General features: G+C 31.9%; 14 protein-coding genes. 6 read left to right on the top strand and 8 right to left on the bottom strand.

What is annotated here, in order from left to right; all coding sequences use genetic code 11:
- Positions 1–124 precede the first annotated feature (124 nt).
- From SHI72_RS18345 to SHI72_RS18325, 5 genes are all read right to left on the bottom strand, one after another.
- On the bottom strand, positions 125–1,108 hold the full coding sequence (locus SHI72_RS18345) for an AraC family transcriptional regulator (protein ID WP_323490958.1): 984 nt from the start codon (positions 1,106–1,108) through the stop codon (positions 125–127).
- Between the two features lie 197 nt (positions 1,109–1,305).
- Positions 1,306–1,776: a helix-turn-helix domain-containing protein gene (locus tag SHI72_RS18340; RefSeq protein ID WP_086895627.1), complete on the bottom strand. Its 471-nt coding sequence runs from the start codon at positions 1,774–1,776 to the stop codon at positions 1,306–1,308.
- 352 nt (positions 1,777–2,128) lie between these two features.
- Positions 2,129–2,623, bottom strand: coding sequence for a TlpA disulfide reductase family protein (locus tag SHI72_RS18335; RefSeq protein ID WP_323490957.1), 495 nt, complete (start codon positions 2,621–2,623; stop codon positions 2,129–2,131).
- A gap of 458 nt (positions 2,624–3,081) precedes the next feature.
- Complete coding sequence (mqo, locus tag SHI72_RS18330; RefSeq protein ID WP_323490956.1) at positions 3,082–4,674, bottom strand: malate dehydrogenase (quinone); 1,593 nt, start codon at positions 4,672–4,674, stop codon at positions 3,082–3,084.
- Positions 4,671–4,925 carry a hypothetical protein gene (locus SHI72_RS18325; RefSeq protein ID WP_039114095.1) on the bottom strand — a complete coding sequence of 85 codons (255 nt, stop codon included), beginning with the start codon at positions 4,923–4,925 and terminating at the stop codon, positions 4,671–4,673. The genes mqo and SHI72_RS18325 overlap by 4 nt, the downstream gene beginning before the upstream one ends.
- Positions 4,926–5,294: 369 nt before the next feature.
- Here SHI72_RS18325 and nagA point away from each other — a divergent pair, with 369 nt between their 5' ends.
- Positions 5,295–6,428: an N-acetylglucosamine-6-phosphate deacetylase gene (gene nagA, locus SHI72_RS18320; RefSeq protein WP_323490955.1), complete on the top strand. Its 1,134-nt coding sequence runs from the start codon at positions 5,295–5,297 to the stop codon at positions 6,426–6,428.
- 547 nt (positions 6,429–6,975) lie between these two features.
- On the opposite strand, the gene SHI72_RS18315 is transcribed toward nagA, so the two are convergent.
- Positions 6,976–7,344 carry a helix-turn-helix domain-containing protein gene (locus SHI72_RS18315; protein WP_323490954.1) on the bottom strand — a complete coding sequence of 123 codons (369 nt, stop codon included), beginning with the start codon at positions 7,342–7,344 and terminating at the stop codon, positions 6,976–6,978.
- Positions 7,345–7,507: 163 nt separating this feature from the next.
- On the opposite strand from SHI72_RS18315, the gene SHI72_RS18310 reads away from it, so the two are divergent.
- Positions 7,508–8,038, top strand: coding sequence for an NAD(P)H-dependent oxidoreductase (locus SHI72_RS18310; RefSeq protein WP_323490953.1), 531 nt, complete (start codon positions 7,508–7,510; stop codon positions 8,036–8,038).
- Positions 8,039–8,140: 102 nt separating this feature from the next.
- Here SHI72_RS18310 and SHI72_RS18305 read toward each other — a convergent pair whose 3' ends face one another.
- Together SHI72_RS18305 and SHI72_RS18300 are read right to left on the bottom strand one after the other, a co-directional pair.
- A complete protein-coding gene (locus SHI72_RS18305) occupies positions 8,141–8,623 on the bottom strand; it encodes a MarR family winged helix-turn-helix transcriptional regulator (protein WP_039114120.1) in 483 nt (160 codons plus the stop codon).
- Positions 8,624–8,628: 5 nt separating this feature from the next.
- Positions 8,629–9,117, bottom strand: a complete 489-nt coding sequence (locus tag SHI72_RS18300) for a GNAT family N-acetyltransferase (RefSeq protein ID WP_323490952.1) — start codon at positions 9,115–9,117, stop codon at positions 8,629–8,631.
- A gap of 400 nt (positions 9,118–9,517) precedes the next feature.
- On the opposite strand from SHI72_RS18300, the gene SHI72_RS18295 reads away from it, so the two are divergent.
- The 4 genes from SHI72_RS18295 to ureC all read left to right on the top strand — a co-directional run bounded on the left by SHI72_RS18295 (position 9,518) and on the right by ureC (position 12,572).
- A complete protein-coding gene (locus tag SHI72_RS18295) occupies positions 9,518–9,895 on the top strand; it encodes a hypothetical protein (protein ID WP_323490951.1) in 378 nt (125 codons plus the stop codon).
- A gap of 272 nt (positions 9,896–10,167) precedes the next feature.
- On the top strand, positions 10,168–10,470 hold the full coding sequence (ureA, locus tag SHI72_RS18290; protein ID WP_039114087.1) for an urease subunit gamma: 303 nt from the start codon (positions 10,168–10,170) through the stop codon (positions 10,468–10,470).
- A 16-nt stretch (positions 10,471–10,486) separates the two neighbouring features.
- Positions 10,487–10,867 (top strand): urease subunit beta, encoded by a 381-nt coding sequence (gene ureB, locus SHI72_RS18285; RefSeq protein WP_039114086.1) that lies wholly within the window; start codon positions 10,487–10,489, stop codon positions 10,865–10,867.
- Positions 10,857–12,572: an urease subunit alpha gene (gene ureC, locus SHI72_RS18280; RefSeq protein ID WP_323490950.1), complete on the top strand. Its 1,716-nt coding sequence runs from the start codon at positions 10,857–10,859 to the stop codon at positions 12,570–12,572. Before ureB ends, ureC begins: the two co-directional genes overlap by 11 nt.
- Positions 12,573–12,590: the final 18 nt, after the last annotated feature.

Here is a 12,590-nt window from a genome sequence, read left to right as displayed (position 1 = left end):
TATACAACTTGTGTAAAAATTATACACATTGTATCCATTTTTATAAAAATAGAAGTCCGTTTTCACGAAAGAATCAAGAATAAACCCTCTTGTATTTTGCAAAGATGATTATACGATTTTCATCTCATAATTGCTTGATAAAAGTACTGGGAGATATCCCAAAAAACTTTTTAAATTTTGCCCCAAAATAGGACGTATTTCCAAAATGCAATCTATCCGAAATTTGTAATATCGTTAGTTGTCTACCTTCAAGGAGTTCTTTTGCTCTATGCAATTTATTATTCATAAAGAACAAATTTGGCGTAGTTCCTGTTATTTCTTTAAAAAGAACTTTAAATTTTGATAGAGACATATTTGCATTAAAAGCCAGCTTTTTAATCGTGGGAAAATTACTTTCTACGTTATCCATTAAATACATTTGGCTAGAAATAATAGCATTAAAATCATTTCTATTAACTTCTTCGAGAATGATTCTTTTTTTTGATAATTTATTTAAATAGTTTGAAAGTAATAACTGAACACTTCCTTTTAGATTTAAATCAAATATTGCTCCTCCAACTTTTAGTTTGCGTAAATCGTTCAGAATATGATAACTCTCGTTGCTCATTCTGTCAAATTTTACAATTTCCCTGTCTTCGTGATTTCTCTTTTTTTTAATACTTTCAAAAGGAATATTATTCTTTTGAACAAAAACTTGTATCATATTTTTTTTTATAAAAACACAAAGCATATAAATTTTGCTTCCTGCTTTAGCGTAAAAATCTGATTGTAAGGCACCATCCATAATTAGTAAATTATATTTCCAAAGCCCTAAGTCATATACAATATCATCTTTTAAAATAGAAACTTCTCCTTCTGTCAGATTATAATACATCGCAACGAAATCATCTTTTACATTTTTCTGCGTTACCTGAAAATCAATATTATGAACCACATCTACATAAAACGCAACAATACCTTCATTACATTCTAGAAAATAACAAGTTCCGGAATAATGACACTTCTTAGGAATAACTATAAAATTCCCTTCTATTTTAGCTCCAAATTGCGCTGCAAAATGAGCAACCCAATCTAGATCTGCGCTACAAAAATGTTCAAATGTTTTCATAAAAACACCCGTTTTATAATTTCATTCATCTGAACAATTTAACCTCAACTATTTAATTTAAATAACAAATCAAAAAGAAACAATCGTACCAAAAGTGAATACTTAACTAAAACATCTAATATAAATAATTGATTTTTATTATATAATTTTCTAATGAAGAATACTCTGAATATTTATGATCCAGAAATAAAATCTTCTTAATAACAACTCTTTTTTATAAATTTAATGTAGCCTGAAGGAGATTTTCCTGTATGTTTTATAAATGCCCTAAAACAAGTTGTTCTGGATTTAAATCCCGAATTCCAAGCCATTCCTTCAATAGTCAAATTATGATCAAAGTTGTCTATAAAATAACTTACTCTTTTACTATTAATATAATCCTGAAAACGAAGGTTATATTGTGTATTAATCAAAATAGAAAGTTGATGTACAGGAATACTCGTTTTTTTAGCTAAATCGCGAATAACAAGATTTCTATTCAAAAAAATCTTTTCTTTTATTACAACTTCGTTCAAAGCCAAAAGATATTCTTGCCTTTTCTGCTCGTCAAATAAACTTAATGTTTGCAAAGTATTTTTTATAGATGTTTTTATAATCTTATTTTTATACTTCGCAAAAAGGAATAATCTATCAATAACTTTAGCACTATAAATCTGGAGTTTACGCATTATTTTTAATCAACATTAAGAACTTTCTATTATTTATAACAAGGCATATATAATAACAAACCTTAAATAAATAACCATACACAACTGTATCACAAACAAATACAGTTGCGTTTTTAGGCTTAGAAAATAAAATTATATTAGGAAGTAAAGGTCTAGAGTATTCTTTTATACATTGTTCACTAAAAAGCAATAATGTCTTGCGTTAAGCCATTTTTGATTTAAAACATAAGCAAAACTCAAAAAATAAGGGCACAAAAAAGCTGTAATATTACTTTACATTAGGAACTAGAAATACTAATCCTGAGCAATATAAAGGAAAGGGAATTTGATAAAGAAGAAAATAAAAAGAAAACTAGTTAGCAGTTGTTAACGTTTTAATAAGCTCATCTAATTTACTACCGTGAATATTTTTGGCAAGAATGATTCCGTTTTTATCAATTAAAAAATTAAGCGGAATTGCTTGAATTTTATAGTTTAGTACAACAGGAGAATCCCAAAGTTTTAAATCACTTACTTGTATCCATGGCTGTTTTATTTTTGCCATTGTGCTTAACCAAGCCTGTTTTTTAGAGTCTAAAGAAACACCATAAATCAAAAACTTATTAGGATATTTTTGGTACAATTTTATTAATTCAGGTTGTTCCTTAACACAAGGTCCACACCATGAAGCCCAAAAATCAACAAATACCAAAGAACCTCTTAAAGAGGAAAGAGTAACTACATTGCCTTTTGTATCCGGAAGATCTATATCTGGAATTATGTCTCCTACATCAAGACCTTCGGTTTGTGCATTGATACTCGTAAATGAGCAAATTAAAAATGTAAGCGTAAAAAATAAATTCTTCATAGGTTATAATATTTTCAGGGCATTGAAACAAAACAGTCTATCTAAAAAGAAATAGCACGATTAATAATAGTAGGATCGTTTTTATTTCTTGTGGCGAATTTATAAATATTTTTCCTTAACCTACACTAAAAAGTTCCTTCAATTATTAATTACTATGATTAATAATCGAAGGAACTCAATATTTTTTAAAATTAAATTCATGGCTACATTATAAAACAAAATAAGCATTGCAAATCTTAAAACAGCTTTTTTTGTTATTATAAAACTGACGTATTTAACATATAATTACGAACCAAAACCTTCTAATTTATTTTAGAAACACATTTTACCTTCATTTTGTAATCTATTATTACATTAAATAATAACGTAATACATTCTTTTACGGCTATTTAAATTGCAAAAAAAATCCATACATCTTTTATAACGTATGGATAGATTCTTTAAAAATTAGAAATCAATTATGGAGTCTCCGTTTTTGGAGCAACTGTATGAATTTCTTTCCAAACAATTCCGAGTTTCTCACTATTGTTTTTTCTTATTTTATTAGCGAGAGGAATATTATCTGATAATTTTAGTCCGTATGACGGAATCATCTCTTTTATTTTCTCTTGCCATTTTGGTGTCTTAAGTTCATTTTTAAAACATTTTTCTATTACCTTGAGCATAATCGAAACCGAGGTTGATGCTCCTGGCGATGCACCAAGCAAAGCAGCAACACTTCCGTCTGACGCTGTTACGACTTCGGTACCAAATTGTAAAATCCCCCTTTGTGTTGTATTGTCAATTTTTATAACCTGAACCCTTTGCCCAGCAATTTTTAAATCCCAATCTTCCATCTTGGCTTTAGGAAAATATTCCTGCAATGCCGCCAATCTTTGTTCGGGTGTGAGTACAACTTGTTCTACCAAATACTTTGTAAGCGGAACATTGTCCAAACCAGCTTCTAACATAGGTCTTATATTATAGAAATTAAACGATGCAGGCAAATCTGCCCAAGTTCCGTTTTTAAGAAATTTGGATGAAAATCCTGCAAAAGGTCCAAATAAAAGTTCTTTTTTACCATCGATAACTCGCGTATCAAGATGCGGAACCGACATTGGTGGCGAACCTACCGAAGCTTTTCCATATACTTTAGCTTGATGCTGCGCTATTATTTTAGGATTATTACACACCAACCACTCCCCGCTAACAGGAAAACCTCCATATCCTTTTGCTTCAGGAATATGTGTTTTTTCTAGCAATGGTAGCGTTGCTCCTCCTGCTCCTATAAAAACAAACTTCGCATTAATGGTTTTGGTTATATTATTTTTTAAGTCTTTAATATACACTTTCCAAGTACCATCTTCATTCCTTTTAAAATTGGTTACTTCATGATTTACTTCCAACTTCATTTTTCCAGATTTCACAAGATTAGAAGTCAGCTCATTAGTAAGTGCTCCATAATTAACATCGGTTCCAATATCAATTTTTGTGGCAGCAACTTTTTGCGAAGAATCTCTTCCATTCATTACAAGCGGAATCCAATTATTGATTTGTTTTTGATCATCAGAAAATTCCATTCCGGTAAAAAGCGGTTCTTTCTGTAATGCCAAAAATCTTTTCTTAAGGTATTTTACATTGTCTTCTCCTATCACAAAACTCATATGTGGCGTTGGATTAATGAAGCTTTTTGGTGGACCAATTTTATTATTTCCTACCAAATACGACCAAAACTCTTTTGAAATTTCAAAGGATTCATTTATCTCAACCGCTTTATGAGTATCAATACTACCATCTTTTAGTTCGGGTGTATAGTTGAGTTCACATAGTGCAGAATGTCCTGTTCCGGCATTATTCCATGCCGATGAACTTTCCTGACCTACAGCATCAAGCCTTTCGTAGGCAACCATGGTCATGTCTGGATCAAGCTCATTTAGCATATTTGCCAAAGTTACACTCATGATGCCACCACCAACCAAAACTACATCTACTGTTTCGCCTTCGCTACTTTTCTTATCAGCGCATGATCCTAATATTAGAATGCATAACAAACAGATGAAATTCTTTTTCATTTGCTACTGATTTCAATTAGAATATTTATAATTTTTGAAAAAGAGAATAAAAATAAAAACAGAATGAATCCCGAAAAAAAAGTAGATGCTGGCAAAATCCATCCCCCAATTCCTCGTGGAGTCGCAATAAGGTACACTGTCCCTATTAGTGTTACTAAACCAACAACATAAGCCAAAAACTGGAATATAGATGCTAGCGTTTTAAGTGTTTTTTGCTGTTTTAAAATGGTAATAGAAGTAGCTGTAGTCATAATTATTACATTTATAAGTTATTAATAATAAGATACTTAATTCCTATTAAAGATAAAAAAAATATCATTACCTCTAAAAATTAATAATGCTAATCGCCTAATTACTAACTATTAGCCAAACCCTAATGTGTATATTTTACTTTTATAAAATTGAAGTTTCCCATTTTGCATTCACAAATTATCTATGAAATTTTGCTACTCTGGTGCTTTACGAAAATATATTTTTGATAAAAAAACAATCTAATATTGAAAATCAAATCCTTATCATTGTTTAAGAAATATGCTAAGTTTGTATTACAAGATTAAATATAAAAAGTAGTGCAATTAATGTAAAATACTTAATTAAACATTAGCAATAAAATTATAAAAATGAAACAAGCCATTATTAATACAACTATACATACTGGTGACGAAATAATCAATAATGGGGTCATTATTATCGAAAACGGAACGATTCTTTCCGTTCAAAAAGATATTCCAAATGATATTGAAACGATTGATTTACAAGGAAACCATATTGCGGCAGGATTTATCGATATTCAGATAAACGGTGGCGAAAAGCATTATTTTAGTCAGACACCAACCGAAGAAACAATTCAGGATATATATGATTCAAGTCTTAAATACGGAACAACTCATGTGCTTCCGTGTTTAATATCATCATCTAACGAAACGATTCTAAAAGGAATTGAAGCGATTCGTAGTTACAGAAAAAAGCATAACAATGGCGTAATCGGAATGCATCTGGAAGGTCCTTTTTTAAATCCTTTAAAACGTGGAGCTCATAGTATTGACCAAGTGCGTAAACCAACAAATTCTGAACTTGAAGAAATTATACGACATGGGAAAGATGTTATAAAAGTAATCACGATTGCTCCAGAATGTTTTACCGATGAACAACTGAATATGTTATTAGAAAGCGGAATTACAATTTCGATAGGACATTCGACCATTACCCACAAAGAAGCACAGGTTTACTTTTCGAAAGGGATAAAACTCGTAACCCATTTATTTAATGCCATGACACAATTTGGTCATCGCGAACCTGGTTTAGTTGGAGCAACTCTCGAAAATGAAAATGTATATGCGCCCGTGATTCTGGATGGCGCACATTGTGATTATGCTGCAGCAAAATTGGCTTATAAACTAAAACAAGATAAATTTTTCTTAATTAGTGACGCTACATTTTTAGGAAGAAAAGTTTCTGATTTTAAATGGGATAATTTTGATGCACATCTGGAAAATGGTTTTTATAGAAACAACGATGGCAATCTTGCCGGAGCAGCAATATCAATGCAAGATGCAGTACAAAATACCTATAATCATTTAGATGTTTCTGCAGATGAAGCTATAAAAATGGCAACTTCACACGTGGCAAATGCCATTGGTTTGGGAGATAAATTTGGAAAAATAAAAAATGGTTTCCCTGCAAGCTTTGTTCAATTCAATGCAGATTTATCGATAATAGAAACATTAAATTTTGATGCTGTTACGGTTATTTAACCGCAAAGGTCGCAAGGATTTACGCAAAGAACGCAAAGCTTTAAAATCTGTGGCTGAAAAAAGGAACGCGGATTACGCAGATTCGCTATCGCGAAAACACGGATAAAACGGATTTTTAAAGTTAAAATTCTTTTAATTTGTGGCAAAAAAATTAAACGCAAAGGGCGCAAAGCTTTACCTCAATATTGTCACCCTGAGGAACGAAGGGTCTCCGCAAGAAACTCCATAATCTTTGTCGAGCTACTAACGGAGATTCTTCGTTCCTCAGAAAGACAAGTTTGGGTTTAGATCTGTGACAAAAAATTAACCGCAAAGGACGTAAAGCTGTTCCTCAATATTGTCACCCTGAGGAACGAAGGGTCTCCACTAGAAATTCCATAATTTTTGTCGAGCTACTTGAGGTGCCCCTTCCTGCGTCAGGGTGACAAGTTTGTGGTTTGCTTACGTATAAATACTACACATATAGTTTTTATACTCAATAAAAATTAGTGCATTCGTAGCAAAATCCTTTTAATCCCTTTAATCTGTGGCAAAAAAATTCGTGCCATTAATGCAACTCAAGGCTAACTTCTTTTTCTAATATCATTTGTAACTGAGGTGCAAAACCTAGTCCCCACTTATCGAGTGCTACAATTAATGGTAAAAGAGATTCACCAGTTTCGGTAAGATAATATTCTACTCGTAGTGGAACTTCTGTGTAAACTGTTTTACTCAAAAGTCCATGAAATTCCAGTTCCTTTAATTGGTTTTGTAATACGCGCTTACTAATACCTCTGATTTCTTTTACTAAATCTTTAGGGCGCTTTATCCCTTTAGAAATTTCATCTAGTAAACAAAACTTCCACTTAGAACCTACCACTTCCATTGCAACAGTAAGACCACAATTATAATCTATTGGAATTTTTCGTTGATACATATCTTTAGTTTCATTTGTTAATTTACAAAAGTAAAGATAAAATAGAGTTCTTACTTCAGTTTTCAATGGTGATTAATTTATCACTACATGATTAATTCGCCCCTTATTGATTAATCCCTCTATGTATTTGACCTTTGCAATAGCAAATTTTAAAATTCATAACATGAAAACTTTAGTAATTATTATACATCCCGATTTAAAGAATTCGATTATAAACAAACGATGGATTGAGGAACTAAAAAAACATCCCGAAAAGTATCTCTTACATGATTTACATAGTGTGTACCCTGATGAGAACATTGATGTTGAAAAAGAAAAACAGCTCTTAGAAACCCATGATTCAATTATATTTCAATTCCCTTTTTACTGGTTTAATTCACCGCCTTTATTCAAGAAATGGCTGGATGAAGTATTAACACACGGATGGGCATATGGCTCCAAAAGTGGATATAAACTAAGCAATAAAAAAATTGCTTTAAGTATCGCCGCAGGAATTAATGAAGAAGACTACAGTTTAACGGGTAGATACAAATACACATTAGAGCAACTAACTGCTCCGTTTGAAGTTACTTTTAATTATATAAAAGCCGATTATAAACCGCTATTCGCTTTTTATGGCGCAGAAAATAATGCTACTCCAGAAAGAATAGAAAAAAGCGCACATGATTATATTTCATTTATAGAGCAATTATAATAACTGAAATTAAACTTGTTTTAAACTTAACCTCATGTTAGACGCACTACGGTGCGTCTCTACTATATTGTAATCGCACAAAAATATATAGGCAAAAACAGATTACAATTTACTCTCTTTTAATTGTAATGCTCTTTGTAAAAAACTCTGGTTTGCAATTTTGCTTTCGGCTTCATTAATAGCCTTCAATAAATTATTCTCATTATCGGTAATTTCATTGAGAACTTCAGAGATAATATCCCAAACAGGTTTCATTTTTAAAATAAGATCTTGTCCTTTTGGCGTAAGCACAATTAAACGTTTACGCTCATCTTCTTTATCTTTTTTAGAACGAATAAGTTTCTGTTTTTCTAATTCTTTTAGCAAGCTAATTGTAGATGGATGCGTGTAACCAATCTCATTGGCGATTTCTACAATACTCAATACTCCTTTATTGTAAAGCGTATAAATTACTGGAAACCATTTAGGTTCAAACTCAATATCAAATGATTTGTAGAGCAAAGCGCCGTCTTTACGCAATTGTTCGCTAAGGCGTTGTAGCCTTGTAGATAGTGCTAAAATCCCCGATTCGTCTATAATATTCATCATATCTAGTTTAATTTTAAATGACAAAACACATTATCGGCTCCCATTACAGGAAAAGCCTCTGGAAGTGTTTCTTTTTCAATTCTTATAAAATTATTTCTCTCATAAAAACGTAAAGCTGCTTCTAATATCGAAACTGTTCCCAAATATAAATCAAGTATGTCATTTTCTTTGCTAAAAGCAATTAAAGTATCCAAAAGCTGTTGGGCAATGAATAACTCTTTACCTCTGAACTCTTTTTTTACAAACATCTTTCTTATTGCACCTTCCCTATCATCATATCTTACCAAGGCAATAGTACCAACCAATTCCCCATCTATAAATGCTCCCCAAAAACAACCTCCTTTTTCATGATAAAAACTATTTATTTCAAGAAGATCAGGCTGGTCTTGTAAAGTTATAGGAACATTAAATTCTTTTTGCTGAATGCTTAATATTAAATCAACTACTGCTTCTGAATAGTCATTATTGATAGGAACAATTATTGTTTTCATAGCCAAAATATTTTACAATTCAAAACTACGTAGTTAAATACATAAAAACAAAATTATTCTAAAAAAAATATACTATTTGTAAAAACATAAACAATGATTTATCATCATAAAAAGAGAAACAACAAGAAATCATAATACCAATTATAAACGTCAATCAATATCAGTCATCTTTTATAGAAAATAGTTTACTCAAGCTTTTTTCAATCAAAACGGATAATCTAAAGCCCATTCAAAAACAATATAAAACACTACAAATAAGATACTTACAGCGAAAATAAATCCTTTAAACAAAGATAATTCATTTTTTTAGTATTATATTTAACAAATCTTTAGCAGGTAGAGCAGCCTTCAAATTACTAAAAACAGTAATTTTGTAAAGTAATTTCTACAAAAAAAATAAATGCATAATCTAAAAAGCGAGATTTTAAAAATTAAGAATAAGACAAGATTTGTCCTATTCTTCTATTTTATATTTTTCTTGTTTTTTGGACAAAATTTGTTAGCAGATAATAACAAAGCAATACCATTATTAAAGAGTAGTCACAAAAAGGAAGTGTCTATTCAAAAAACCTTATCAGGAATAAATAATGATATTGATTCAATAATTTCAAATGAAGATTTAGATATAGAAAACCCATATTTCATTCCTTATGAAATATGGGTTTACTTACAAATTAACTCATTTGATAATAGATTCTCACTTCTAAAAGAGAGTCCAAATAGTACGCAGTATAATTTACCGTTATTCTTACAATACCACGCAATAAAAATACCATAAACCTTCGGGTCAACTATTTTTAATACACAGAAACATAACTTCCAAAAGTGTAGAAAAGGTATTCCTATCAAAAAAACGCATAACTCTATGTGCTAACTTTTTGATGTTTTAAAATTGCCTGAAACTTAATTTCGGAATCTATCTTCTTGTGTATCAAGTACCATTTTTACGAATTACACACAACAAATTACTTTACTGTTTTCCCCACTTTCGATGTACTCAAATTCGAAAGTAATTCACCGTATTCTTTAAACAATTTAAAAACAAAAAATATGCACTTAACTCCAAGAGAGACCGAGAAATTATTGGTCTTTTTAGCGTCCGAGGTCGCTTTAAAAAGAAAAGCAAGAGGATTAAAACTTAATTATCCCGAAACTATTGCAATCATAACAGCTTTTGTTATGGAAGGTGCCAGAGATGGCAATACTGTTGCCGAACTTATGCAAAGTGGTGCCAAAGTACTAACACGAGACGATGTAATGCCGGGTGTCCCAGAGATGATTCATGACATACAAGTAGAAGCAACTTTCCCAGACGGAACTAAACTGGTAACTGTTCACAACCCAATTCGTTAATCTAAAAAAACAAAAAATGATACCAGGAGAAATATTTATAAAAGAAGGCGATATCATCTTAAATGAAGGTCGTGAAACAACTAGTATAAAAGTAATTAATACAGGAGACAGACCAATACAAATAGGTTCGCATTTTCATTTTTTTGAAGTAAACAGAGCCATGGAATTTGATAGAGAAAAAGCATTTTGTATGCGTTTAAACATTCCATCTGGCACTGCGGTTCGTTTTGAACCAGGCGAAGAAAAAGAAGTTAGCCTTGTAAAAATAGGTGGAAATCGCAGAATTATGGGACTAAATAATCTTGTAAACGGTGATGCCAATTCATCGCATAATAAAGACATGGCATTAAAATTAGCTGAGCAATTAAATTTTAAAAATACATCAAATGAGTCTTAAAATAAGTAGAGATAAATATGCTAATCTAGCAGGACCAACAACTGGAGACAAAATTAGATTAGGAGATACCGATTTAATAATAGAAATCGAAAAAGATTATGCAGTATATGGTGACGAAGTAATTTTTGGTGGAGGAAAAACAGTACGTGATGGTATGGGACAATCCACAACTTCTATCCGTGAGCAAGGTTCGTTAGACCTTTGTATTACAGGAGTTATTATTATTGATCATTGGGGAATTGTAAAAGCCGATGTAGGTGTTCGGGATGGTAAAATCGTAGGTATTGGTAAAGCTGGAAATCCAGATATTATGGATGGTGTAGATTCTAATCTTATCATTAGTGCATCTACCGAAGTTCATGGTGGTAGCGGTTATATTCTTACTGCTGGAGGAATCGATACACACATTCATTTTATTTGTCCGCAACAAATAGAAACTGCTTTGTACAGTGGTATTACTACAATGATTGGTGGTGGTACTGGACCAAATGACGGAACCAATGCTACAACAATTACTCCAGGAAAATGGAATCTTGAAAAAATGCTTCAGGCTGCAGATGAGTATCCTATGAATTTAGGTTTCTTCGGAAAAGGAAACTGCTCTACATCTAAACCATTAATTGAACAAATTGAAGCGGGTGCATTAGGATTAAAAATTCACGAAGACTGGGGAGCTACTCCTGCAGTTATTGATGCTTCTCTTACTGTGGCTGACGAATATGATGTGCAAGTTGCTATACATACTGATACCTTAAACGAGGCAGGTTTCCTAGAAGATACTATGACTGCGATTAATGGTCGTGTTATACATACTTTCCATACTGAAGGTGCTGGTGGAGGACACGCACCAGACATTATTAAGGCTGCAATGTATAAAAATGTATTGCCAGCATCGACTAATCCTACAAGACCATTTACTGTAAATACTATAGATGAGCACATGGATATGTTAATGGTTTGTCACCACTTAAGTAAGAATATCCCTGAAGATGTAGCTTTTGCAGATTCAAGAATTCGTCCAGAAACTATTGCTGCCGAAGATATTTTGCAAGATATGGGAGTGTTTAGTATCATGAGTTCTGACTCGCAAGCTATGGGTCGTGTAGGTGAAGTTGTTACCAGAACTTGGCAAACAGCAAGCAAAATGCGTTCTCAAAGAGGGTATTTAGCCCCTGATACTGAAAATGATAATTTCCGTGTAAAAAGATATATCTCTAAATACACGATTAACCCTGCAATTGCTCACGGTATTTCTGATTATGTGGGATCTATTGAGATTGGTAAAATAGCCGATTTTGTACTTTGGAAACCAGCATTATTTGGTGTAAAACCAGAAATAATTTATAAAGGTGGTTTTATTGCTGCTGCAAAAATGGGAGATCCAAATGCATCTATCCCTACTCCACAACCTATTGTTTACAGAACTATGTTTGGTTCTCACGGAAAAGCTAAGTACGGTACTTGTGCCACTTTCGTATCTCAAATTTCTATCGAAAAAGGAATTGTTGAAGAATATGGTTTACAAAAAATGGTTTTGCCAGTAAGAAACTGCCGTAACATCTCTAAAGCAAATATGATTCATAACGATGGAACTCCAGATATTGAAGTAAATCCTGAGAATTACAAAGTATTGGTAGATGGTGTACATATTACGTGTGAACCAGCTACTAAACTGCCTTTGGCTCAATTGTATTTTATGTTTTAAGAGCTTAGCTCAAACTAA

Source organism: Flavobacterium sp. PL02 (assembly GCF_035013205.1).
Taxonomy (GTDB): domain Bacteria; phylum Bacteroidota; class Bacteroidia; order Flavobacteriales; family Flavobacteriaceae; genus Flavobacterium.
The sequence above is the reverse complement of the archived record's forward strand: the minus strand, read 5'-3'. Positions and strand labels throughout refer to the sequence as shown.